At 64.2% G+C, this 23,415-nt stretch carries 20 protein-coding genes; 7 read left to right on the top strand and 13 right to left on the bottom strand.

The features are described from left to right. Window positions 1–37: 37 nt before the first annotated feature. A complete protein-coding gene (gene ggt, locus ACLFLU_RS10905; protein WP_426412192.1) occupies window positions 38–1,624 on the bottom strand; it encodes a gamma-glutamyltransferase in 1,587 nt (528 codons plus the stop codon). A gap of 198 nt (window positions 1,625–1,822) precedes the next feature. On the opposite strand from ggt, the gene ACLFLU_RS10900 reads away from it, so the two are divergent. Then, a complete protein-coding gene (locus tag ACLFLU_RS10900) occupies window positions 1,823–2,590 on the top strand; it encodes a rhodanese-related sulfurtransferase (RefSeq protein ID WP_426412191.1) in 768 nt (255 codons plus the stop codon). Next, window positions 2,580–2,798 (top strand): SlyX family protein, encoded by a 219-nt coding sequence (locus ACLFLU_RS10895; protein WP_426412190.1) that lies wholly within the window; start codon window positions 2,580–2,582, stop codon window positions 2,796–2,798. Before ACLFLU_RS10900 ends, ACLFLU_RS10895 begins: the two co-directional genes overlap by 11 nt. 6 nt (window positions 2,799–2,804) lie before the next feature. On the opposite strand, the gene ACLFLU_RS10890 is transcribed toward ACLFLU_RS10895, so the two are convergent. Then, window positions 2,805–4,706, bottom strand: a complete 1,902-nt coding sequence (locus ACLFLU_RS10890; protein ID WP_426412189.1) for a diguanylate cyclase — start codon at window positions 4,704–4,706, stop codon at window positions 2,805–2,807. A 281-nt stretch (window positions 4,707–4,987) separates the two neighbouring features. Here ACLFLU_RS10890 and hemE point away from each other — a divergent pair, with 281 nt between their 5' ends. Then, window positions 4,988–6,022, top strand: coding sequence for a uroporphyrinogen decarboxylase (gene hemE, locus ACLFLU_RS10885; RefSeq protein ID WP_426412188.1), 1,035 nt, complete (start codon window positions 4,988–4,990; stop codon window positions 6,020–6,022). 194 nt (window positions 6,023–6,216) lie between these two features. Here the strand turns inward: hemE and ACLFLU_RS10880 are convergent, their stop codons facing one another. The 5 genes from ACLFLU_RS10880 to ACLFLU_RS10860 form a co-directional block, all read right to left on the bottom strand. Next, on the bottom strand, window positions 6,217–7,170 hold the full coding sequence (locus ACLFLU_RS10880) for an alpha/beta hydrolase (RefSeq protein WP_426412187.1): 954 nt from the start codon (window positions 7,168–7,170) through the stop codon (window positions 6,217–6,219). Between the two features lie 133 nt (window positions 7,171–7,303). Further along, window positions 7,304–8,548, bottom strand: coding sequence for an acyltransferase family protein (locus tag ACLFLU_RS10875; protein ID WP_426412186.1), 1,245 nt, complete (start codon window positions 8,546–8,548; stop codon window positions 7,304–7,306). 193 nt (window positions 8,549–8,741) lie between these two features. Next, window positions 8,742–9,743: a hydroxymethylbilane synthase gene (hemC, locus tag ACLFLU_RS10870; RefSeq protein ID WP_426412185.1), complete on the bottom strand. Its 1,002-nt coding sequence runs from the start codon at window positions 9,741–9,743 to the stop codon at window positions 8,742–8,744. Window positions 9,744–9,769: 26 nt separating this feature from the next. Then, window positions 9,770–11,395, bottom strand: coding sequence for a GMC family oxidoreductase (locus ACLFLU_RS10865; RefSeq protein WP_426412184.1), 1,626 nt, complete (start codon window positions 11,393–11,395; stop codon window positions 9,770–9,772). 53 nt (window positions 11,396–11,448) lie between these two features. Then, window positions 11,449–12,039, bottom strand: a complete 591-nt coding sequence (locus ACLFLU_RS10860) for a TetR/AcrR family transcriptional regulator (RefSeq protein WP_426412183.1) — start codon at window positions 12,037–12,039, stop codon at window positions 11,449–11,451. A gap of 225 nt (window positions 12,040–12,264) precedes the next feature. Here ACLFLU_RS10860 and ACLFLU_RS10855 point away from each other — a divergent pair, with 225 nt between their 5' ends. Then, window positions 12,265–12,630, top strand: coding sequence for a nuclear transport factor 2 family protein (locus tag ACLFLU_RS10855; protein ID WP_426412182.1), 366 nt, complete (start codon window positions 12,265–12,267; stop codon window positions 12,628–12,630). Window positions 12,631–12,774: 144 nt separating this feature from the next. Continuing rightward, on the top strand, window positions 12,775–13,941 hold the full coding sequence (locus tag ACLFLU_RS10850) for an HWE histidine kinase domain-containing protein (protein WP_426412181.1): 1,167 nt from the start codon (window positions 12,775–12,777) through the stop codon (window positions 13,939–13,941). A gap of 203 nt (window positions 13,942–14,144) precedes the next feature. Here the strand turns inward: ACLFLU_RS10850 and ACLFLU_RS10845 are convergent, their stop codons facing one another. The 4 genes from ACLFLU_RS10845 to pgm form a co-directional block, all read right to left on the bottom strand. After that, window positions 14,145–15,125 (bottom strand): PDR/VanB family oxidoreductase, encoded by a 981-nt coding sequence (locus ACLFLU_RS10845; protein WP_426412180.1) that lies wholly within the window; start codon window positions 15,123–15,125, stop codon window positions 14,145–14,147. Window positions 15,126–15,132: 7 nt separating this feature from the next. Continuing rightward, entirely contained in the window at window positions 15,133–15,894 is a 762-nt protein-coding gene (locus ACLFLU_RS10840; RefSeq protein ID WP_426412179.1) for a GntR family transcriptional regulator, read from the bottom strand. A 5-nt stretch (window positions 15,895–15,899) separates the two neighbouring features. Further along, window positions 15,900–16,949 carry a Rieske 2Fe-2S domain-containing protein gene (locus tag ACLFLU_RS10835; RefSeq protein WP_426412178.1) on the bottom strand — a complete coding sequence of 350 codons (1,050 nt, stop codon included), beginning with the start codon at window positions 16,947–16,949 and terminating at the stop codon, window positions 15,900–15,902. Window positions 16,950–17,232: 283 nt separating this feature from the next. Beyond that, window positions 17,233–18,879 (bottom strand): phosphoglucomutase (alpha-D-glucose-1,6-bisphosphate-dependent), encoded by a 1,647-nt coding sequence (pgm, locus tag ACLFLU_RS10830; protein WP_426412177.1) that lies wholly within the window; start codon window positions 18,877–18,879, stop codon window positions 17,233–17,235. Window positions 18,880–19,026: 147 nt separating this feature from the next. On the opposite strand from pgm, the gene ACLFLU_RS10825 reads away from it, so the two are divergent. Continuing rightward, window positions 19,027–20,178 (top strand): alpha/beta hydrolase family protein, encoded by a 1,152-nt coding sequence (locus tag ACLFLU_RS10825; RefSeq protein ID WP_426412176.1) that lies wholly within the window; start codon window positions 19,027–19,029, stop codon window positions 20,176–20,178. Window positions 20,179–20,212: 34 nt separating this feature from the next. On the opposite strand, the gene ACLFLU_RS10820 is transcribed toward ACLFLU_RS10825, so the two are convergent. Then, complete coding sequence (locus ACLFLU_RS10820; protein WP_426412175.1) at window positions 20,213–21,028, bottom strand: response regulator; 816 nt, start codon at window positions 21,026–21,028, stop codon at window positions 20,213–20,215. A 308-nt stretch (window positions 21,029–21,336) separates the two neighbouring features. On the opposite strand from ACLFLU_RS10820, the gene ACLFLU_RS10815 reads away from it, so the two are divergent. Continuing rightward, the gene (locus ACLFLU_RS10815; RefSeq protein WP_426412174.1) at window positions 21,337–22,509 is read left to right on the top strand and encodes an acyltransferase family protein; all 1,173 of its coding nucleotides are present in this window, start codon (window positions 21,337–21,339) and stop codon (window positions 22,507–22,509) included. A 6-nt stretch (window positions 22,510–22,515) separates the two neighbouring features. Here ACLFLU_RS10815 and ACLFLU_RS10810 read toward each other — a convergent pair whose 3' ends face one another. Next, the gene (locus ACLFLU_RS10810) at window positions 22,516–23,400 is read right to left on the bottom strand and encodes an aldose 1-epimerase family protein (protein ID WP_426412173.1); all 885 of its coding nucleotides are present in this window, start codon (window positions 23,398–23,400) and stop codon (window positions 22,516–22,518) included. Window positions 23,401–23,415 lie beyond the last annotated feature (15 nt).

The raw sequence follows: 23,415 nt of genomic DNA, 5'->3' as shown, positions 1-23,415 counted from the left end.
AATGCGGTGGTCGTTTCCAGCCCTCGGGGCTCTTCGATCAATAGCCGAGCGCGCAGCCGTCCTTGCGCGGGTCGGAACCGCCGGTGAGCGTGCCCTTGTCCCAGTCGATCCAGATCGCCTGAGCGCCGCCGAGCGGGCCGACCACGCTGGTGGTCTTGTGGCCGAGCTTCTTGAGACCCTCGACGATATCGGCCGGCACGCTGTCCTCGAGCTGATACTGACCCTCGTAGTGCAGGCCGCGCGGCATATCGATGGCTTCCTGCACGTCGCAGCCATAGTCGAGGATGTTGGTCAGCAGATGAGTCTGGCCGGTCGGCTGGTACTGGCCGCCCATCACCGCGAACGACATCGTGGAACGGCCGCCCTTGGTGAGCAGCCCCGGCATGATCGTGTGCAGCGGGCGCTTGCCGCCTTCGATGCAATTGGGGTGACCCGGCTGGATGCGGAAGCCGCCCGCACGGTTCTGCAGCAGCACGCCGGTCTTGTTCGACACGATTGCCGAGCCGAAGGAATGCGCGACCGAGTTGATGAACGAGCAGACGTTGCGGTCCTTGTCCACCACGGTGATGTAGATGGTCGAAGGATTCATCGGCGGCGCGACGTTCGGCAGGTCGAGCATGCCGTCCATGCGGATCTTGCTGATGTATTCGTCGGCAAAGCCCTTTTCGAGCATCTCGGCGACATTGATCTTCATGTGCTCGGGAGAGGCGACATGCATCTCGCGGTTCATGTAGGCGATGCGCGCGGCTTCGGCTTCGAGATGGAAGCGCTCGACGCTGAGCGGCGCGTACCTGGTCAGGTCGAAGCGCGACAGGATGTTGAGCATCAAGAGCGCGGTGACGCCCGGGCCGTTCGGCGGGCACTGCCAGACGTCGTGGCCCTTGTACGTGGTGCCGATCGGCGTCGTGACTTCCGTGGTGTGCGCGGCGAAATCGTCGAGCGTGTGCAGGCCGCCGATGCCGCGCAGGGTCTCGACCATATCCTCCGCGATCGCGCCCTTGTAGAAGGCGTCGCGGCCGTCCTTGGCGATGGCGCGCAGCGTCTTGCCGAGCTCGGCCTGGTGGATGACGTCGCCGGCGACCGGCGGCTTGCCGCCCGGCAGCAGGTAGCGCACGGTGTTGGTGCCGCCCTTCAGTTTCTCGAATTGGTTCTTCCAGTCGAAGGCGATGCGGGGGGCGACGACATAGCCTTCCTCGGCCGCCTTGATCGCGGGCTGGAGCAGCCGGTCGAAGCCGAACTTACCGTGATCGCGCAGCACGGTCGCAAAGGCGTCGATCACGCCGGGGATCGAGACCGCGTGCGCCGAAGTCAGCGGCACGGAGTTGATCTTGCGCTCGAGATACCACTCGGCGTTGGCCGCCTTCGGCGCCCGGCCGGAGCCGTTATAGGCGATGATCTTGCCCTCGCCGCGCGGCTGGATCAGCGCAAAGCAGTCGCCGCCGATGCCGGTCGATTGCGGCTCGATCACGCCGAGCAGCGCCGAACCCGCCACCGCCGCGTCCACCGCCGTGCCGCCCTCGCGCAGCACCTCGATCGCGGCGAGCGACGCCTGCGGATGCGAGGTCGCGACCATGGCACTAGTGGCGTGAACCGTGGACCTGCCGGGGAAATGGAAGTTTCTCATCGAAGTTTTGCTCTCTCAGGGGCGTCTAGGCGAAGTCTTGGGGGCGCGTGCGGCGCCATCTCGGAAAAACCGGGCCTTCATGACACATTCCGGGGTGCCCGGGCAATGCTGGCATACCAGAGAAATGGCTGCCATTCGCTGGGATTAGAGCTATCGGTTGCGGGTTTTCCGGGCGCCGGCCGCCTGCTAAACGGGCGCATGATTTACAAGGTCTGCGCCTTCTACCAATTCGCCGCCCTGCCCGATTACCGCGAGCTGCGCGAGCCGCTGCGCGCGTTCTGTGACGGCCTATCCCTGCAGGGCAGCGTGCTGCTGGCCCAGGAGGGCATCAACGGCACGATCGCGGGCACACCTGCGGCGGTCGACGCCTTCGCCCACGAGCTCGCGCACGGGACGATGTTCGGCGGCCGGCTGAACAATCTCGAGCTGAAATGCTCGACCGCGGAAGCGATGCCGTTCGGTCGGCTCAAGGTGCGGCTGAAGAAGGAGATCGTCACGCTCGGCGATGCGGCCGCCGATCCGACCCTGCAGGTCGGCACCTATGTCGACGCAGCTGAGTGGAACGCGCTGATCGCCGCGCCCGACACGCTGGTGCTCGACACCCGCAATGCCTTCGAGGTGGCGATGGGAACGTTCGAGGGCGCGGTCGATCCTGACATCAAGAGCTTTGGCCAGTTCAAGGATTTCGCCGCTGAGAAGCTCGACCCCGCGAAGCATCGCAAGATCGCGATGTTCTGCACCGGCGGCATCCGCTGCGAGAAGGCGAGCGCGCATCTGCTGGCCCGCGGCTTTGCCGAGGTCTACCACCTCAAGGGCGGCATTTTGAAATATCTGGAAGAGGTGCCGGAGGCGCAGAGCCGCTGGCGCGGCGAATGTTTTGTGTTCGACGAGCGCGTCGCCCTCGGCCACGGCCTGCGCGAACGGGGCTTGCTCGAACAAGAATTGGGGCACGCACGTGACGATTGACATCAAAACGCTCGCCGAGCGCATCGACGCGCTGGAGATGCGCCTCGCCTATCAGGACGACACCATCGAGACGCTGAACCAGACCATCACCGCGCAGTGGAAGCAGATCGACACGCTGACGCGGAAGATCGCAGAACTCGGCGAGCGGCTTCAGGAAGCCGAGACGAATTCGCCGGGACCCACCAACGAGCGCCCGCCGCACTATTGAGTGGTCTTACTGACCAGATGCCTTCAGCAGGCTCATGACCTCGCCCGACATCATCAGGCGGCCGCGGCCAGCGTCCTTGGCGGCGTAGAGCGCGCGATCGGCGGACTCCACCAGCGATCCCGCGCCCGCGGTGCGTTCGAATGACGGCCGGCAGGCCGCGCCGCCGATCGAGACGGTGACGCATGGCGCCACCGCACTGGAGGCGTGGATAAGGCCTGCATCGTGGACGGCGCTGCGGATCCGCTCGCCGATTCGGGCGCAGCCGGCGGCATCGGTGTTCGGCAGCAGCATGGCGAACTCCTCGCCGCCATAACGCGCCGCGAGATCGCCGACCCGCTGCATCTCGGCCGCGATGATCTTTGCGACCACGTGCAAGCAGGCGTCGCCGGCGGGATGGCCGTATTCGTCGTTGTAGGCCTTGAAGTGATCGACGTCGATCATCAGCAGGCCGAGGCTGGAGCGGTCGCGATAGGCGCGCGCCCATTCCTCCTTGAGCCGCTCGTCGAAACGGCGGCGGTTGGCAAGCCCGGTGAGGCTGTCCTCGATCGCGAGCGTCTCGAGCCGGGTCTCCAGCTTCTTCTGCTCGGTGATGTCGCGCGAGATCGCGACCACGCCTTCGACATTGCCGTTGTCCTTACGCGTCACTCGCATGGTCGATTCGAGCCAGACCTCGGACTTCTGCCGGTGCACGTTGCGGTAGGTGACGCGCGCTTCGTCCGTATCGCCGCGTTTCATGGCGTCGACGATGGCCTGCACCTGCGGCCGGTCCTCCGGATGGATTCCCGCGAGCGCGTCGGTGCCGATCAGCTGATTGGGACGCCAGCCGACGACGCGGTTGGACGACGGCGAAACGTAGCGCAGCCGCTCGTCGAGCCCGATGCGGGTGACCATGTCGCTGGAGCCTTCCGCGAGCAGGCGGAAATGCGCCTCCTTCTCGATCAGGGCCGCGGCCATGCGCTGGCCGCGCTGCAACTGCCGCACCAGCACCGCGCCGATCACCGCGATCAGCATCACCAGCGCGACCACGTAGAGCATCCGAGAGATCGCAGCAGCCCGCCACGGCGCCAGCAGCTCATCCTTGTCGACGGTTGCGAGCAGCACCAGCGGGTAACGGCCAGAGCGCTTGAAGAAGCTGACGCGCTCGGCGCCATCCAGCGGCGACTTGAAGTGATAGGCGCCGCTCGGACCTTGCAGGCTGGCGTCGCGGAACAGCGCGGTGTCGGCGACGCTGCGGCCGACGAACTTATCGTTGCTCGGGTTGCGCGCGATGATCATGCCGTCGCCATACATCAGCGTCACGGAGCTGTTGCGGCCGATCTCGAACTGCTCGTAGAAATGCGACAGGTATCTGGAGCTGATCGCCGCGAGCACCACGCCGCCGAAGCTGCCGTCGGGCTTGTTGAAGCGGCGCGACAGGGTGACGACCCACTCGCCGTCGACGAGGCTCTTCACGGGACGGCCGACATAGGCCTCGCGCTTGGGCGAGAGCTGGTGGTGGCGGAAGAACGCGTCGTCGCTGAGCGTCGAGGCGATGGTGCCGGGCGAGGTCAGCAAGTTGCCCTGGTCATCGATGATGGCGAGGCTGTGGACCCGCTCCATCGCCTTCTTGCGCGCCTCGAGGAGGGTACGCAGCTTCGCGATCGTGGCGGGATCGGCGCCATCCATCTCCAGCCGGCTGACGACGCCGACAACGCCGGAATCCAGCAGATCAAGGCTGTCCTCGGCATGCTGCGTCAACGAGCGGGCGACGTTCGCCATCTCGGTTTCGGCGCCCTTGAGCACCGCGTCCCGCGCCGCCCATTCACGCCAGCCGCTGACGCCGAGGATCGCCACGCAAGTGAGCACGACGAACGCCGCCGCGCGCAAGGGCAAGCGGCTCCATCCGGCTCTCTGTGAGGCGACGTTCATGCGGCAGGATTCTCCAATAGAGGGAAACTCTGCCGCTTCTGTTATTGAACCCTGAAGCGCCTGCCGGGATTCGCATTCATCTATGGGTTTTCCCGTACTCCTACGGACCGGGGCTTCCGCAGATCACTAACAAGGTCTTAGCAAGCCTATCGGAAACCGGCGGCGGCCCCTAGCTGAAGATCGGCTTGAGGTGTCAACGCGGCGCATTTGCCCTGGGTCCCCTGTTCCGCTCGGGCCACGCCCGGTGTATCAGGAACCTCAACTCTGCATCAGGAACGTTCGTGCCCCAGTTTGCGACAAAGCCCTTCATCGACGTGCTCTCCGGCCAGCGGCAAGCCGTCCCGCCCATGTGGATGATGCGGCAGGCCGGCCGCTATTTGCCGGAGTACCGCGAGGTCCGCGCCAAGGCCGGCGGCTTCCTCGATCTCTGCTTCAACCCGGAGCTTGCCGCCGAGGTCACGCTGCAGCCGATCCGCCGGTTCGGCTTCGATGCGGCGATCATCTTCTCCGACATCCTTGTGATCCCGTACGCGCTTGGCCGCTCTGTGCGGTTCGAGATCGGCGAAGGCCCGCGGCTCGAGCCGCTGGATGATCCGGCCAAGGTCGGAGCGCTCGCCGCGCAGGCCGACTTCGGCAAGCTCGCGCCGGTGTTCGAGGCGCTCAAGCTCGTACGCGGCGCGCTCGATCCGAAGATTGCGCTGATCGGCTTCTGCGGCGCGCCGTGGACGGTTGCGACCTACATGGTCGCGGGCCACGGCACGCCGGACCAGGCGCCGGCGCGGATGATGGCCTACCGGCATCCGGAGGCGTTCGCGAAAATCATCGACGTGCTGGTCGACAACTCGATCCAATATCTGCTGGCGCAGCTCCAAGCCGGCGCCAACGCCTTGCAGATCTTCGACACCTGGGCCGGCGTGCTGCCGCCGGCCGAATTCGCGCGCTGGTCGGTCGAGCCGACGCGGCGCATCATCGAAGGCGTACGTGCAAAAGCGCCGGATGCGAAGATCATCGGCTTCCCCCGCGGCGCCGGCGCGCAATTGCCTGGTTACGTCGAGGCGACCGGCGTCAACGCCGTCAGCATCGACTGGACCGCGGAGCCCGCCTTCATCCGCGAGCGGGTGCAGAGCCGCGTCGCGGTGCAGGGCAACCTCGATCCGCTGGTGCTGATCACGGGCGGCGCGGCGCTCGATCGCGCGGTCGACAATGTGCTGGCGAATTTTGCGCAAGGGCGCTTCATCTTCAATCTCGGCCACGGCATCCAGCCGGAGACGCCGATTGCACATGTCGAGCAGATGCTCAAGCGGGTGCGCGGGTGAAAAAATTCCGTCCCTCAGCGGGCGGAAACAGAATCGCGAAAACAACCCCATGCACAGTACAAATCATTGAAGAATTTCGCCCACGCGGCTTGCCGCCCTCTGGCGAGGAAAGTTTGACACGTCGGGCAAAACAGGAGCACGATGGCATGATCCCGCTGCCGCATCCGAAGCGACCGTCCAGACTGTTTTGAAGCCTAATTGAAATACCGCTGAGCAAACTTCTGGAAGTTTTCCATCAAGAACCGATTTGCGCGCCTGCTGATTGGAGCGTCTGGCACCATCATATCAAAACCATGATACGCGCCGTCGAACATTTCGAACTCAGCCGGAATGTTGGCCCGACGAAGGTTCTCAACGTAGATTTTCGTTTCATCCCGGAATGGCTCGAGACTGCCGACAAATGTGATCGTCGGCGGCAATTTCGTATAGTCCGTGCAGCGTGCCGCAGCCGCGTAAGGCGTAACGTTCTTCACGCCGTCGAGATAGCGGGACCATGCCAGCCTGTTGGCTCTTTCATCCCAAACGGGTGCGTCGTTTCCAACGACAGATGCGCTAGTCTGCCGGTCATCGATCATTGGATATACCGGCATTTGAAACGCTATTTTTGCGTCGTCCGTATCGGTCGCCTTGAGCGAGACGGCGGCCGCAAGTCCTCCGCCCGCGCTATGGCCCGCCACGATGAATTTGTCGGTTCTTCCGCCGAGAGACGCCGCATTATCCCTTATCCATAGCAAGGTGTCGTAGCAGTCATTGAACGCGGCCGGGTACGGCGATTCAACGGCCTTTCGATAGTCCGGCGCGACGATGATGCACGGCTCCGTATCGATGAAATCCTTGAGGATTGAGCCGAATTGCTCGGGCACCCCGTGAACGTAACCGCCACCATGCAAGTAGAGCATGATCGGCAGCGGTCCAACTTCCGCGCTTGGCCGATAGATTCTCACACGAACAGGCGCCCCGCCATTCATGCTTGGAATGTATCGCTCTTCGTTGACAAGTCCCCTGATGTTGCGTCCCCGCAAGACAGCCGCAGAGAAGCGGAACACGAGCAGAGAGAACCAGCTCGTGTGAACAAAGCTCGCGATGATCCGCCCAAAGGCATATCGGCCGCGCAGATCTTCATCCACCATCTCTCTGGTGACTTTCATCCGACACGTCCTGCTTTCGCTCGAGGAACTTGCGCCATCCGAAGGTGTCGGCCGAAGGCCGCTTTTGACACAAGGCAGATGCGACGAGCTCAGGAAGCTAGTCTAAGGCGCGAAGGGTCCAGCAGGCCATCTTCTATTGCAGCGTGACGATCATCTTTGCCGGGACGGGCGGCCGAAGGCCCAGCCCCCGCGAAAACTTCGGGCGCTTCGATGTCGGCAGTCTTTCGGGAAGCTGTCCAAAATATCTAATCGTTCCGGTCATCGCCCCCCTGATGGCTGGCTCGACCTTCGCGCAAATGAACCAGCAGATCAGGACAAGAATGCTCAGTTGGACCCACACGGCCGTGGTGGCATCCAGGCCGGCATCGACCATGGCACGAATGATCGCGGTGCCGACCACGTTGTGGCTGAGATAGAGCGGGTAGGTGATCAGTCCGAGCGTTCTCCAATAGGCCGGCGCCTCAGGAGAAATGATACCAGCAGCGCGCCTGTTCCTGTTCCGGTTCGCGGCCATGGCGATGAGGAGCACCGCGGCAGCCCAAACCATGATCGGCACGAGGGCTGACTGGTCTGCGATGGCGGGAATGCTCGTCAGGAAGAAAGACGCAAAATAGTAGATCTCTGCAGCCCCCGAGAGACAGGTGACGGCGACGGCGATCCGTTCGAGCTTCGTCAATTCCCTGTTTGCGGAAATGAAGAGCCAGATGCCCAGCGCAAAGAAGCAGCCATGATTCAACAAGTATGCTGCGGCCGGAACCCGAAACATCAGAATGATGAGATAGAGCAAATCGGACGGCGTCGTGCACGACAGCACCAGTAACGAGAAGGCATTGAATATCGCGCTGTAGATGGTGAGGCCCCAAGCCAGGTGCCTCAGCGTGACCTTCTTCGTGAGCATCGCGCAGTACACGAGTCCGTAAAACGCGGTCTCGGCGGCCAGCGTCCAGTAGACGCCATCAAGCCACTGACCTGTGACACCCTTGGGGACCATCAGCATGGCGTGGATGTAGGGCAGGATGAATTCGGAGGCCGGTCCACTTCCAAAGATGAGCAGAACAAGGAGGGTCGTGGTGGCGCAAACCCAAACCGCCGGATAAAGCCTGAGTGCGCGACCGAGCAAAAACTCGCCCGGCGAAGACTTGCACGCGGAATTCGCGATGACGAAGCCTGAAATGACGAAGAAGATCTCGACGCCCACCCAGCCGAACCAGGTGTAGGGCGCGGCGGACGGATAGATGACTTCGGCGGCGACGTAACGCTCAAAGCCTGAAACGCCAATCGAAACCCAGGCCCATGACCAGAACATCTGGTGAAAAATCGCGACTCCGAGAGCGGTGGCGAAGCGCAGCGGATCCAGCAGTGCAAAATGGCTTTTCACGGGAGTGCTTCCGATCCATGAAACAATCCCGTTGCAGATATTGGAACCCTTCACCTGGCTCTGCGACGTTGGTCACACTTGTTCCGCCGACGGTTCAAAACGCGCGGATTCTCTGCACGTATTGGCGAGCGCTCTGTGCCGCGCCTCCGCGCTGTGTGACGTTTCTCACGGAGACGCTGACGCGATCGCCGGATCAGATTTGAGATCGGCCATCGGACCGCGGCCGGCTGCGCTCGATGATCTCGGCGGCGCCCTTGTCCAGCAGATCCAGTCCGACGCTACGACCGAGCTCACGCGGGCGATTGGCGGGGCCTGAGCGCGCGGCTTCGATGATGGTGTTGCCGGAGAGGTCGAGCACGGACGCGGTCAGCGACATCTGATCGCCGGCGATGGTCGAAAAACCCGCGACCGGTGAATTGCAGTGGCCGTTGAGCAGCCACAGCACTTCGCGCTCGGCATCGGCAGAGGCATGCGCGGCAGCGTCGTCGATCGACGACAGGATTTGCCGCGTTTGCCAGTCCTGCGCGGCGCACTCGACGGCGACGATGCCCTGCCCCGCCGCGGGCAGCATCTCCGCCGCGGTGAATTCGTAGGCGATACGGTTGGAAAGACCAACGCGATCGAGACCCGAGCGCGCCATGATCAGCGCGTCCGCGGGCCCCACCGCGCCGCCATCCGGCAGACGCTGCATCTCGCCATTGTCGAGCTTTCGCACGCGGGTGTCGGCCGCGCCGCGGAAGTGAATAACCTCGATCTCGGGAAACAGCCGCCGCGCATAGGCCGCGCGGCGCACGGCGTTGGTGCCGATCTTGAAACCCTTGCCGCGCGAGTGGCGTAGCGCTTCCAGCGTGACGCCGTCGCGCAGCACCAGCGCATCGCTCGGCGGATCACGCGACAGTGTGGCGCCGATGACGAGGCCCGGCGTGTCCTCATTCCCGGGCATGTCCTTCAGCGAATGCATCGCGGCCTGGAGTTCGCCCGACAGCACCGCGGCACGGATCTGCGCGACGAAGGCGCCGCCCTTGCCGCCATGAGGCAACAGCTTGCTGGTCTGGTCGAGATCGCCCGTGGTGTCGAACTTGACGATCTCGACGTCGAGACCGGGCATGGCGGCGGTCAGACGGCGCGCGATCTCTTCCGTCTGTGCCAGCGCCATCGCGCTCTTGCGGGTGCCGATCTTGAATCGCGTCGCCAAGCTCTTGTCCTTTCACGATGCGCGGGTTAGCGCGCATCCTGCAATATCATGTCTGAGGCCTTCTCGGCGATCATGATAATCGGCGCGTTGGTGTTCCCCGACACGAGGTCGGGCATGATCGAACCATCGACGACGCGAAGGCCTTCGAGCCCCCTCACCTTCAGCCGCTGGTCCACCACCGCGAGCGCATCATTGCCCATACGACAGGTCGAGGTCGGATGGTAGATGGTGCTGCCACGCTCACGGCAATAATCCAAAAGCTCGGCGTCCGTGGATACCTTCGCGCCGGGATCGTACTCGCTGACCACAAACGGCTTCAGCGCCGGGGAGTGCAAGATCTTGCGCAGGATCTTGAGGCCTTCGACATTGGTGGTGCGGTCGGTCTCGGTCGACATGTAGTTGATGCGGATTTCCGGCGGCACGGTCGGGTCCGCGCTCCGGATGCGCAAGGAGCCGCGGCTCTCGGGCCGGAGCTGGCACACCGACGCGGTAAAACCGGAAAAATCATGCAGCTTCTCGCCCATCTTGTCGGTCGAGAACGGCAGGAAGTGCACTTGAATATCGGGCGATGCCAGCCGCGGATTGGTCTTGAAGAACGCGCCCGCGGTGCCGGCCGCGATCGTCAGCCAGCCTTTCCGGAACAGCGCATAGCGCGCGCCGGCGAGCGTGCGGCGGAGCGGATTGTTGACGGTGTCGTTCAGCGTGATCTTCTGCGCGCAGCGCATCACGATGCGGACCTGCATGTGGTCCTGGAGATCGTGGCCGACGCCAGCTGCGTCCAGCACGATTTCGATGCCATGCTTGCGCAGGAGATCGGCGGGGCCAACGCCCGAGAGCTGCAAGAGCTGCGGCGAGTTGTAGGCGCCGCTCGACAGCACGACCTCTTTCCGCGCCCGCGCGCGACGCACGTGCGCGCCTTGCCGGTATTCGACGCCGACCGCGCGGCGTCCCTCGAACAGCACGCGCTGTCCGAGCGCCTCGGTCTCGACCTTGAGATTGCTGCGCGTTTTCGCGGGGCCGAGATAGGCCACCGCGGTCGAGGCGCGGCGGCCGTTGCGCGTGGTGGTCTGGAACAGGCCGACGCCCTCCTGTGTGGCGCCATTGAAATCGGGGTTATACGGCAGACCGGTCTCGACCGCGGCGTCGATAAAGGCCTTCGACAGCGGATCGGTCACGACCATGTTGGAGACCGGCAGCGGACCGCCGGTGCCGTGATATTGATCGGCGCCGCGCGTCTGGTTCTCCGCCTTCTTGAAATAGGGCAGCACGTCGTCATAGCCCCAGCCGGCATTGCCGTGCTGGCGCCAGCGGTCGTAATCCTCGTGCTGGCCGCGGACATAGAGCAGGCCGTTGATCGAGCTCGATCCACCCAGCGTTTTTCCACGCGGCTGGAATACCTGACGGCCCTTCAGCTCCGGCTCAGGTTCGGTCTGGTACATCCAGTTGACGGTCTTTTCCTTGAACAGCTTTCCGTAGCCGAGCGGCACGTGGATCCAGATATTGGAGTCTTTCGGGCCGGCCTCGAGCAGCAGCACGCTGTGCTTGCCGCTCGCCGACAGGCGGTTGGCGAGCACGCAGCCGGCGGAGCCGGCACCGACGATGATGTAGTCGAACTCAGGATCTGACGGTGTGAGGGCGGAATTTGCGTTCATTCGCTACTGTTCTTCTTGTTGGTGTGGGCGTTTCCGTGTCGTGATTAGCACAATCATGCGCGCACACGCAGCGCTTCGACCAGCGACTTGAACGCACGGGCATATTCCGCGCCTGCCCTTGCGATATCGGCGCGTCCGGCGCAGGCGACCGCCGCCTCCGTCACGGCGCCGAGCAGCAGGCGCGCCAGCGGCTCGACCGGCTGCTTTGCGATCAGGCCAGCCTCCATCGCCACCGCGAGCGCGCGCGGCATCTTGCCGCCAAAATGCTGCGCATCGATCTCGCGCCAGCGCTCCCAGCCGAGCACGGCCGGGCCGTCGCGCAGGATGATCTGCCCGGTCGGGCCTTTGGCGGTCGCGGCAAAATAATGCTGGGTGCCGGCGACCATCGCAGCCAGCACGTCCTTCTCGGCCCGCGCGGCGCTGTCGATCTCGACCACGAGATCGCGCGAGACGAGGTCGAACACCGCTTCGAATACCGCCTCCTTGGTCTTGAAGTGATGATAGACCGCGCCCTTGGCGATGCGGGCCCCTTCGGCGATCTCGTCCATCGTCGTCGCGGCAAAGCCTTGCGCCCCGAACAACCGGCGCGCCGCCGTCAGGATCGCCTCCGTCGTCGCCGCTCGCCGCTCTGCCTGTTTCGCCATGGGTCTGGTCTATCGCGTGATGGGTTGAAGCGAGTGGGGCCACCAGCCGCGCTCTTTCCGTTCCCTCTCCCCTGCGGGGGGAGGGAACGCACCTCCGTCGGCGCGCTAGCAGAGCCTCATCTCGTCAATCTCGTCTAATCCAATTCGCCTCACGCGGCCAGTTGACTTTTCGACTACCGGTCGGTATTTACCGACTAACAGTCGGTTTTAATTGTGAGGACCACCATGCCGAGCCGTGACATCGTCGAAGCTTTCGCGAAGCACCTGGAGGACGGAGACTTTATCGGCGCGATCGAGCAATTCTGCACGCCCGATGCCGTGACCTACGAGAACAACACCGCGCCAACGATCGGCCGCGACAAGCTCGTCGCCAAGGAGCGCGCCGTGCTGGCGGCGAGCAAGGAGGTCAAGGCGGTCCGCGTCGGCCCGAGCCTAATCGACGGCGACCACGTCGCGACGCGCTGGAGCTTCAGCTTTACCAACGCTGAGGGCGTCACGCGGACGCTGGACGAGATCGCATGGCAGACCTGGCAAGGCGACAAGCTGGTCGAGGAGCGGTTCTATTACGATCCGAAGCAGTTGGGGCGGTGACGCGCTGAAGCTGCTCGACCCGGAGCATCGGGCGACCTGCGCGGCCTAGGGGCCAATACTCGTAAATGTGGGGAGGTCGGCTTTTGGCGGTGAAGCCGACTTACGCCGGCAACCCCGACACTTCCCTTTTGACCCGCAACGGACTTGACACAAGCTGGTGTCGAGCGCCTTGTTCCCGACGGTAAAACCTGCTTGTTGAACGCCATGGGCACCGTTCGCAACGTCGAGGGCGATTTTCCCCAAGGTGGGGGCGAAGCTGCCGCACTCATTAGGTCTCTTGACTGGTCTGCCACCAGCTTGGGGCCAATCGCGGACTGGCCTGCGCACCTCAAGAGCGCAGTCAGCCTTATGCTGCCGGCCAAAGCACAGATAGTGCTGTTCTGGGGGCCGGAGTTTGTGGCGCTATACAATGACGCCTATGCACCAACGATCGGTCAGAAGCACCCAACGGCTCTTGGACGGCCTGCACGCGAGAATTGGGCCGAGCTGTGGGATGATTTAGAACCGCTACTTAGAGGCGTCCTCAATACCGGCGAAACTGTCTTCGCCAAGGATCGTCCCTTTTATATCGAGCGCCACGGTTACCCGGAGACTGTTTACTTCGACATTTCCTATTCTCCGATACAGGACGAATTAGGTGAAATTGGCGGTGTTCTTTGCATCGTCAGTGAGACAACCGAGCGTGTAGTTGCGCAAGAGCGCCAACGATTGCTCGCGCGGGAAGCTAACCACCGCGTGAAGAACATGTTCGCCGTCTTCCACGGCATCATAAATCTGAGTGCTCGATCAGCGCGAACGCCGCAGGAAATGGCTCAATCGCTACGAGGCCGCCTGAACGCTCTCATGCAGGCCAAGGATCTCATCCGTCCCGGGATTATGGGTACGGAGGCGCATAGCGAGCGAACGACGGTGGGAGACGTCGTGCAAACGGTATTGCGGCCGTACGAAGATGATGCGTCTCGCGAACGCATCGTTTTGAGAGGACCTAATGTGCCCGTGGGTGCGATGGCAGTGACAAGTCTCGCTCTCGCCCTGCATGAAACAACGACGAATGCGGCCAAATACGGCGCGCTATCGGAGCCGACTGGTTCGGTCAGCATCACATGGGAGATGCATGGAGGGGATTTCCATCTTGAATGGGAGGAGACAGGCGGCCCCGCGATTGTCGCCCCACCGTCAGCTAAAGGGTTTGGTAGCGTGCTTGCAGAGCGCAGCATTGCTGATCAGCTCGGCGGCAAGGTTGAGCATGATTGGCTGCCGAGCGGGCTCAGGTTGAGGGTTTCGGTTCCTTTGGATCGTCTTGCAGTCTGAGGCTGTGCCCGGCGGCAGCTTTTTGCGAGAAGCGTCCATTGAGGTCCTGTTTCGTAGCAACTCAAGCGGCACCATCAAATGACCGCTCGTGGCCCCCTAGCCGACTCGGTCGGCCGAACTAAACCCGTCCGCCCCCGAGGGCAGAGCAGACGAGGCTGCCCTTCATAGGCCTATCGCATGAATAGACGCCCCCGGCCCTCGCCTCAAACCGCATCCGCCCGCAGCAGCGTGTCCACCGTGATCGTGCCACGCGCGCGGGAGACGCAGGCGCAGATCTTCTCGTTGCTTTGCTTCTGGTGGTCGCTGAAGAAGACGTCGCGATGGTCGATCTCGCCGTCGACTTCGACGACGTCGATGGCGCAGAGGCCGCATTCGCCGCGCTTGCAGTCGTACATCACCTCGTGACCGCTGGCGTTGAGGACATCAAGCATCGAACGCTCGCGCGGGATTTCGAGCTCGACATTGGAGCCTTTCAGGCGCACGCGAAAGGTCTCGGTCGGCAGCGTGCCGCTGGAGCCAAAGGTCTCGTAGCGGAGATCGGGGAGCGCATGGCCGGCACCGATCCAGGCGTGGCGTGCGGCATCGAGCATCCGCATCGGGCCGCAGAATAGCGTCAACGTGCTCTTCGGCAATGAGGCAAACAGCGTGTCGAGGTCGAGCCGCTGGCCTTCATCGCTGGCATGGACGACCAGGCGGTCACCGAGCAGGCTCGAGAGATCATCGAGATAGGCGGCATCGGCGCGCCCTCGCACGGCATAGTGCAGCGTGACATCGGCGCCGCGGCGCGCCAGCGCCTGCGCGGCGCCGAGAATCGGGGTGATGCCGATGCCGCCGGCAATCAGGCAATAGTTTTCGCGCGTCCAGTCGACCGCGAGCAGTGACGACGGCCGTGTGATGTCGAGCCGCGCGCCCGGTGCGAGCTGCCACATGTAGCGCGAGCCGCCGCGGGAATCATCGGCGCGGCGCACCGCGATGCGCAGGCCCCGCGAGGAGGCCTCGCCAACCAGCGAATAGGACCGCGTCTCGGGCTGCCCGTCGATGGTGACGCTGACATTGATGTGGCTGCCGACCGGATAGGCGGCGCCGTCGAATTGGTCCGGCCGGATCAGGAATTCGCGGATGCCGGGGACAAGATCGCGCGTCGAGACGAGCGCGGCCGGAATCCAGGTTTCGATGAAGCGCATGGTGCCCTCAATCGGTTGCGGTCTTGATCAGCGCGAGCGCCGGCAAGAGGTCGAGATGGGTGCGGTTGCGCAACGCAAGCCGCAGGTTTCGCACGGCGAGCCGCGCGTGCTCGCGCATCACGGCCTCCGCGCGCGCACCCTCGCGGTTCTCGATGGCGTCGATCACGACGCGGTGGTGCTCCTGGCCGATGATCAGGATCTGCTGCGCCTCTGGCAGAGCTGACTGCGCCATCACAAAACCGCTGGGCGAGGCAAACGGTAACGCCGAGGCACGGTCGATCTGGCGGACCAGCGGCGGGCTGCGCGACAATTCGGTGAGCAGCGCGTGGAAGCGCGCGTTCAGCGCGACATAGGACGAGAAAGCCTCGATCGAGATCGGTACCTGTCGCAGCAATTCGTCGATCGCGGCAAGGCACTCTTTCAGCGGATCGAGCTCGCGCGCGGAGACGCCGCGCTCGGCGGCAAAGCGCGCGGCGAGGCCTTCCAGTGTGCCGCGCAGCTCGATGGAATCGGAGATGTCGCGCTCGGAGAACGCCTTGACCATGAAGCCGCCGGAGGGGATCGCCTCCAGAAGGCCCTCCTCCTCCAGCCGCACCAGCGCCATGCGCACCGGGGTGCGCGAGGCGCCGGTGGTCTCCACCGCCTGAAGCTCGGAGATACGCTCGCCCGGGCGCAGCGCGCCCGACAGGATCTGGTCGCGCAACGCGAGCTGCGCCTTCACGGTCTGCGAGACGGAGCGGTCGACCTCACGCTCGGGCGCTGCTTTCACCTGGATTACTCCGCGGCCTGGAGGTGTGTTGGCGCGTTTTCCTTCGCGACCATCTTGTCGATCAGCTTGCGCGTCCACATCGCGCCGGCGTCGATGTTGAGATTGTAGAAGATGCGATCGGGGTTCTCGTCCATCGCGCGCTGCTGCGCTTCGAGGATCAACTCGTCCTCGCGGAAGATGCCGGAAACGCCTTCGCGGATCTCGCTGGTGATGCGCTGCTCGCCGAGCTGATAGTTGCGCACGAACGCCCAGAAATAGTGGCAGGTCTTCTCGGTCTCGGGCGTGATGGTGTTGAGCACAAAACCGTTGACGCCCTGCGAGCGGTCGCCTTCGGGCGCGCCGGTGCCTGTCGGCGCCACGCCGACGTCGATCGCGATGGTGCACGGGGCTTCGAAGCGGATGATCTGCCAGCGGTCAACGAGGCCGGGCTTGCCGAGTTGCTTGGCCCAGAACGGCGGCGCCTCGATGCCGCGCATCCAGCGCGTCACCGTTACCGTCTTCTCGCCATGGGTGACATCGAACGGCGCTTCCGCAACCGCATCATTGCCGATGGAGGAGCCGTGCACAAACGTCTCGTGGGTGAGATCCATGAGATTGTCGAGCACGAGGCGGTAGTCGCAATTGACGCGGATGGTCTTGCCGTCGCCGGCCCAGGCCGGATCGTGATTCCAGTGCATGTCGGGCACGAGCGCGGGATCGGCCAGCGCAGGGTCGCCCATCCAGAGCCAGATGTAGCGGTGACGCTCGACCACGGGATAGGCGCGCACGCAGGCCGAGGGGTTGATGGTCTCCTGCGAGGGCATGAAGGTGCAGCGGCCTTGCGCGTTGTATTTCAGGCCGTGATAGCCGCAGACGACGGTGTCGCCTTCGAGCCTGCCCTTGGACAGCGGCACCAGGCGGTGCCAGCAGGCGTCCTCCAGCGCAGTCACCGCGCCATCGGCCTTGCGGTACATCACGATGTGCTTGCCGCAGATCGTCCGCGGCAACAGCGCCGGCTTCACCTCCGCGTCCCAGGCGGCGGCGTACCAGGCGTTGAAGGGGAAGGGTTTTGTCACCGGCGATCTCCCAGGGCTTATGTATGCGTTATGTATACAATAGCGGAGGGGCGGAATCATTCAAGGTCAAAAATGCCGTACTTAAATACCATTTCTGGAGATCATGTATACATATCTAATCGCGGTCATTCCCCGCGAAAGCGGGGAATCCAGTACTCCGCGGCAGACATTGGGTTCACACACTTCCGCCGCGGCGTACTGGATCACCCGCTTTCGCGGGTGATGACACCTATTGATGCGGCGAGCCTGGAGAGGCAGTGACAGCGGCGCTCGGCTCGGCCGCTTACGCCCCGAACACCTTCGCCAGCCCCGCCTGTGCTTCCTGCTGAATCCGCTTCAGGTGCTCGGTGCTGCGAAAACTCTCGGCGTAGATCTTGTAGACGTCCTCCGTCCCTGACGGCCTCGCCGCGAACCAGCCGAAATCGGTCTCGACTTTGATGCCGCCGAACGGCTGGCCGTTGCCGGGCGCCTTGCTCAGCGTCGCGCGGACGGGATCGCCGGCGAGGTCCTTGAGGCCAAGCTGCTCGGGCGTGACGGATTTCAAAATGTTCTTCTGCGGCGTCGTGGCGGCGACGTCGATACGCGCATAGTGCGGCACGCCGAGCTCGGCGGTGAGATCATTAAACAGCTGGCTCGGATCGCGGCCGGTCTTGGCCATGATCTCGGCGGCGAGCAGGCCGAGGATGATGCCGTCCTTGTCGGTGGTCCACACCGTGCCGTCGCGGCGCAGGAACGAGGCCCCTGCACTCTCCTCGCCGCCGAAGCCAAAGCTGCCCGTGAGGAGCCCGTCGACAAACCATTTGAAACCGACGGGGGTCTCGACCAGCTTGCGGCCGAGCTTCTTGGCGACACGGTCGATGATCGAGCTCGACACCACGGTCTTGCCGATCGCGGCGTCCTTGCCCCAGTTCGGCCGGTGCGCGAACAGATAGGAGATCGCGGTCGCCAGATAATGGTTCGGATTCATCAACCCGCCGGTGCGCGTCACGATGCCGTGGCGATCGGCGTCGGTGTCGTTGGCGAAGGCGACGTCGAAGCGATCGCGCATCGCGATCAGGCTCGCCATCGCGTAAGGAGAGGAGCAGTCCATGCGGATCTTGCCGTCCCAGTCGACGGTCATGAAACGGAAGGTCGGGTCGATCGCCTCGTTCACGACGGTGGCCTTCAGGCCATAGCGCTCGATGATCGGATGCCAGTAATGCACGGCGGCGCCGCCGAGCGGGTCGATGCCGATATTGATGCCGGCGGATTTGACCAGCTCGAGATCGACGACATTGCCGAGATCGGCAACATAAGGCGTGATGTAGTCGTAGGCGTGAACGGTCGACGACTTCAACGCCCTGGCATAGTCGATGCGCTTCACGCTCCTCAGGCCGTCGGCGAGATAGGCGTTGGCGCGCTTCTCGATGACGGAGGTCGCGTCGGTGTCGGCCGGGCCGCCGTGCGGCGGATTGTATTTGTAGCCGCCGTCCTCCGGCGGATTGTGCGAGGGCGTGACGACGACGCCGTCGGCGAGCCCTGACGTGCGGCCCTTGTTGTAGGTCAGGATCGCGTGCGAGATCACAGGCGTCGGCGTATAGCCGCCGTCCTTGTCGATCATGACATCGACGCCGTTGGCCGCGAACACCTCCACCGCGCTGGCGAGCGCCGGCTCGGCCAAGGCATGGGTGTCGATGCCGATGAAGAGCGGCCCGGTCAGCCCCTTCTCTTTTCTGTAGTCACAGATGGCCTGCGTGGTCGCGAGGATGTGGCCCTCGTTGAAGGAGTTCTTCAGCGAGGTGCCGCGATGGCCGGAGGTGCCGAACGCAACCCGCTGCGCCGGGTCCGCCGCGTCCGGCTTGCCCGCGAAATAGGCCGTCACGAGCCGCGGAATGTTGGCGAGCGCGTCCGGCGAAACCAGCTTGCCCGCCGCGGGATGAACATCAGCCACTGGGAATATCCTCGTCCTGTCGTACAGAGATTGCGGGATACCATAGCATCGGCTGGCCCCGCGCCAAACCACAACACGCGCGACGGGGTGGCCGTTCCTGAGATCGTGCTATGGTCTTCCTTTAATCAGACCTTTTCGAGTCGGCGCATGACACGGCTTCACTGGCTCTCGTTCATTCTGATCGCCTGCCTCGCCGTGGGCCTTGCCCTGGCCTATGCGCCGGCGCGCGCCGCGCAGTTCTACACCGAGGATCTGCGCATCCCGATGGCGGAAGCCGGGCCGCGGGGGCTGGAGGCGTTTCTGGTCCGCCCGGCCGAGAGCAAGCGCTATCCGCTCGCGCTGCTCAGCCATGGCACGCCGCGCAGCTTTGCCGACCGCGCGGCGATGTCGGCCCACACATACTACGGCATCGCGCTGGAATATGCCCGGCGCGGTTTTGCCGCTCTGATCGTGATGCGGCGCGGCTACGGCACCTCGCCCGGCGGGCGTATCGACAGCGTCGGCGGCTGCGTCAGCGCCGCCTATCTGCCGGCGGCCGCGATTGCGGTCGCGGATTTACGCGCGGCGATCGATGCGATGTCGCGCCGGGCCGACGTCACCACGACAGGCATGATCGCAGCCGGCCATTCCGCCGGCGGGCTCGCCACTGTCGCGCTGACCGCGCAGCCGCCGCCCGGCCTCGTCGCCGCGATCAGCTTCGCCGGCGGCCGCGGCTCGCGTGACGATGACGAAGACGTCTGCAACGAGGATGGGCTGGTGCAGGCCTTCGCCAGCTTCGGCAAGACCTCGCGGGTGCCGATGCTGTGGGTCTACGCGACCAACGATCTGTATTTTGGCCCTGATCTGGCGGGCCGCCTCCATGCCGCCTTTCGCGCCGGCGGCGGCAGCGCGAAATTCGTCTCGGCGCCGCCTTACGGCGACGACGGTCACTATCTCTATTCCGTCGCGGGCCGCCCGCAATGGACGCCTTATCTCGACGGCTTCCTGCGCGAGCGCGGGCTCGCCCACGACATTCTGAGCCCGCCCGATCCGCTGCCGCCGCCGAGCCATTTCAGTGACGCGGCGAAAGCCGAGTTCGCGCGCTATCTCGCCAGCACCGCGCCGCACAAGGCTTTTGCGGTGTCGCCCAATGGCGGTTACGGCTGGCGCTCGGGGCGCAACACGGTGGACGATGCGCAACGCGATTCGCTCGCGGCCTGCATGAAATGGTCGCCGACCTGCACGCTCTACGCGGTCGACGATCAGCTCGCGGGGACGACGCGACAAATCACCACGGATCAAAGCGCCCGCACACGATAGGTGCGCGGGCGATCAGGTCTTTCGAGAGCTGAGATCAGAGCCGCTCGCTGAGCGCGAGCTTGTAGCCGACACCGGTGACGGTGGCGATGACAGGCGTGCCGCTGCCGACGAGCTTGCGGCGCAACCGCGCCACCAGCGCATCGACCGTGCGGATGTCGACCTCGGCCTGGCGGTTGCTGACGACCTCGATCAGATAGTCGCGGCTGAGCGGCCGTCCGTCCGCACCGACGAGCGCGGCGAGAAGATCGAACTCGGCGCGCGTCAGCGCCACCGGCTTGCCGTCGCTGCCGAGCAGCTCGCGCCGCGTCAGGTCGATGATCCAGTCGCCGAAAGCGATCGAATTGTGGTTGCGCGCCGCCTTGCGGTCGATCGAGCGGCGCCGCAGCACGCTGCGCGCACGCGCCAGCAGCTCGCGCAGATTAATCGGCTTGGTGACGTAATGGTCGCCGGCGATCTCGAGACCGAGGATGCGGTCGACGTCGGTGTCGCGGCGGGTCACGAAGATGATGCCCGCATTGCTGGTCGCCTGGATCTCCTTGGCGAGCTCGAAGCCGTCGCCGTCGGGCAACTGCACGTCGAGGAAGACGAGGTCGGTGCGCGCGCGCAACGCCTGGCGACATTCCGCGCAGGTACCGGCGCCGACCACGTCGAAATTGTTCTCGCTGAAGTAACCGACCAGCATCGTCCGGGTCACGGGATCGTCTTCGACCACGATCAATCGCTCGCGCCCAATAGGACGCAATTCCTGAAGTGCGGAATCAGCCACGATGTTGGATGTCCTGTGTGCCTGCGACCCGGCTCGAAAATTCGAGTCGCTGCGTGATGCGTTGTCTTGTGAACGAACATTCACGGCTTATTCGAGCCCCCGAAATTGCCTGCCGGAATACTAGGCGTCTTGTGTCGCCCAAACAATATAGGTCACGGTATTGAAGCATTAACTATGAATTGCCCCACACTTCTCACTGAGCGCATCGATGTGCGGACCTGGCGCGCGCGACCCGCTTCGGCCGCGCCCGGCCCCAACAATCCCGCTGGTCCGAAACCGGATTCAACCGCTGGTTAACGTAAAGAAAGGCTTCCGCTTCGGTTTGTCCGGCACCGCCTCTATGCTTTCGCATCGCAAGCGCGAGAGAAACACGAGACCACGGAGCAGGCGTGATGCAGGGGCAGGCCCGGTTGGCTGCCGGTCGGGCCGACGGAGGCGCAACGCCCTTCGGTCGCTCGCATAGCCTCGACTTCCTGCGCGGCCTCGCCATCGTCGGCGTGATGGCGATCCACGTCTCGCAATCTTTTCCATCAAATATTCACGTCGTCGACTACGCCTTCATGTGCGGCTGGACCGGCGTCAACGTGTTCTACTTCGTCAGCGCCATGACGATGTGCCTGATGTGGACGCAGCGCACCGAAGCGAACCCGACGCGCAAATTCTACATCCGCCGTGCCTTGCGCATCGCGCCGCTGTTCTGGCTCGCGATCCCGGTTTACCTCGCCATCAACGGCACGGGACCGAGCACCAACGCACCGAACGGAATCGAGCCGCTCCAGGTGATCCTGACTGCGACGTTCCTGCACGGCTTCTGGCCCGACAGCGTCAACAGCGTCGTGCCGGGCGACTGGTCGATCGCGGCCGAGATGATGTTCTATCTCGTCTTCCCGTTCGTGATCACCGCATTCGGATCGCGCCGTCATCTCTACCTCGCACTCGCGATCGTACTGCACCTCGTCAATGTCTGCCTGTTCAAGCCGTGGGCGTTCGCGCTGTTCTCGGCCTATTACGGGCCCGGCCACGAGGCGTTCGTCTGGAACGCGCTGCACATCAGCTTCCTGAACCAGTTGCCGGTCTTCCTGGTCGGCTGCGCGCTGTTCTTTGCGCTGCGCGACGGCTTTGCGAAGTCTGACGCTGCGATCCTCGCAGGCTTCATCGCGCTGTCCTTTGTCGCCAACCGCGCGACCGGATCGCACGAGTTCAACTATCTCGTGATCAACCTCGTGCTCGGCGGGATGGTGTTCTGGTGCATCCGCCTTGCGATCCGCCTGCAACCGATCGAGGCGCTCGGCCGCAACTCCTATTCGATGTACCTGTCGCATTTCGCGGTGATCTTCGGCCTGCGCCAGATCTGGCCGTTCGCAGACGGGCTGGCATCGCTGCTGCTCGCCTATGTCGTCACCGCAGCGCTGAGCTATCTGGTCGCGCGCGCGACCTGGCACCTGGTCGAGCGGCACGCGCAGGATCTGGCCCATCGCCTGACCGCTTCGGCGACCAAGGCGGCACGCGCAGAGCCCGTCACCGCCGCACGCGTGGCACTGGACGGCCGCAGCGCCGGCGCGTGAACGGCTTCAGGACGTTCCCACCTCGATCCGGAACGACAACTGCTCCTCTGACCCGGGTGCGATGTGCATCAGGCCCGGCTTGTCGCCGAATTCGCCGTCGAAGTCCTTGGGGCTGGCGTAGCCGCGCCAGGGTTCGATGCAGAGGAACGGCGCGCCTGTGGGTTTCGACCAGACACCGAGCTCGCGAAAGCCGCGCCAGGACATTTTCAGCCAGGGCCCGGTGCCATCCGTGGCGGCATAGCGGACCCCATGGCTGTTGACGGGATCGAGGATGACGGCGTCGTTGCTGAACAGGGTTTCCGACAGAGGAAGCACTGTGCCTCGGACAGGGCTCGGATCCGTTGCTGCGAGCAGGAGTCCGCCCTCGACACGGCGAACCGGAGACGGCTCCTCGTTCGTGAACGTCAGCGCGTAGCTCTGCTTCGGCACGCCAGCCTGAAGCGGCCAGTTGAACGCGGGATGGCCTCCGAGCGACGCGGGCAATGTCTCATTTCCGGTGTTGGTGACCGTGAGCGAGAGATCGAGACCGGACTCGTCGAGCGCGTAGGCCGCCGTCAGCCGAAACGCGAACGGATAGAGCGCGCGCGTCGCCTCGCTGTCCTCGAGCACGAGCGTGCAACGGCTCTCGCCACGCTCCGCCCAGACAAAACGGCTGTCGCGCGCAAAGCCGTGCTGGGTCATCCGGTAGGTCTTGCCCCCGTACCGCATTTCGTCATTGGCGAGACGCCCGACGATCGGAAACAGCAGCGGCGCATGGCGCGCCCAGGCGGGACCTGCCTGCCAGACGAATTCGGTGCCGTCCTTATGCTTGAGCGAGCACATCTCGGCGCCGTGCGCCTTGATGGTCGCGGTGACCGAGCCGAAACGGATCGTGTGGGTGTCGTCGGTCATGGCAGTCTCCATCAC

The organism is Bradyrhizobium ganzhouense (assembly GCF_049949285.1).
Classification (GTDB): Bacteria; Pseudomonadota; Alphaproteobacteria; order Rhizobiales; family Xanthobacteraceae; genus Bradyrhizobium; species Bradyrhizobium ganzhouense.
The sequence above is the reverse complement of the archived record's forward strand: the minus strand, read 5'-3'. Positions and strand labels throughout refer to the sequence as shown.

Excerpts from the sequence above, each read along its gene's own strand:
- ACLFLU_RS10825 (WP_426412176.1), top strand. The coding sequence starts at position 19,027 with ATGACACGGCTTCACTGGCTCTCGTTCATTCTGATCGCCTGCCTCGCC.
- ggt (WP_426412192.1), bottom strand. The coding sequence starts at position 1,624 with ATGAGAAACTTCCATTTCCCCGGCAGGTCCACGGTTCACGCCACTAGT.
- ACLFLU_RS10845 (WP_426412180.1), bottom strand. The coding sequence starts at position 15,125 with ATGCGCTTCATCGAAACCTGGATTCCGGCCGCGCTCGTCTCGACGCGC.
- ACLFLU_RS10855 (WP_426412182.1), top strand. The coding sequence starts at position 12,265 with ATGCCGAGCCGTGACATCGTCGAAGCTTTCGCGAAGCACCTGGAGGAC.
- ACLFLU_RS10815 (WP_426412174.1), top strand. The coding sequence starts at position 21,337 with ATGCAGGGGCAGGCCCGGTTGGCTGCCGGTCGGGCCGACGGAGGCGCA.
- ACLFLU_RS10900 (WP_426412191.1), top strand. The coding sequence starts at position 1,823 with ATGATTTACAAGGTCTGCGCCTTCTACCAATTCGCCGCCCTGCCCGAT.
- ACLFLU_RS10810 (WP_426412173.1), bottom strand. The coding sequence starts at position 23,400 with ATGACCGACGACACCCACACGATCCGTTTCGGCTCGGTCACCGCGACC.
- ACLFLU_RS10860 (WP_426412183.1), bottom strand. The coding sequence starts at position 12,039 with ATGGCGAAACAGGCAGAGCGGCGAGCGGCGACGACGGAGGCGATCCTG.
- ACLFLU_RS10890 (WP_426412189.1), bottom strand. The coding sequence starts at position 4,706 with ATGAACGTCGCCTCACAGAGAGCCGGATGGAGCCGCTTGCCCTTGCGC.
- ACLFLU_RS10865 (WP_426412184.1), bottom strand. The coding sequence starts at position 11,395 with ATGAACGCAAATTCCGCCCTCACACCGTCAGATCCTGAGTTCGACTAC.
- ACLFLU_RS10880 (WP_426412187.1), bottom strand. The coding sequence starts at position 7,170 with ATGAAAGTCACCAGAGAGATGGTGGATGAAGATCTGCGCGGCCGATAT.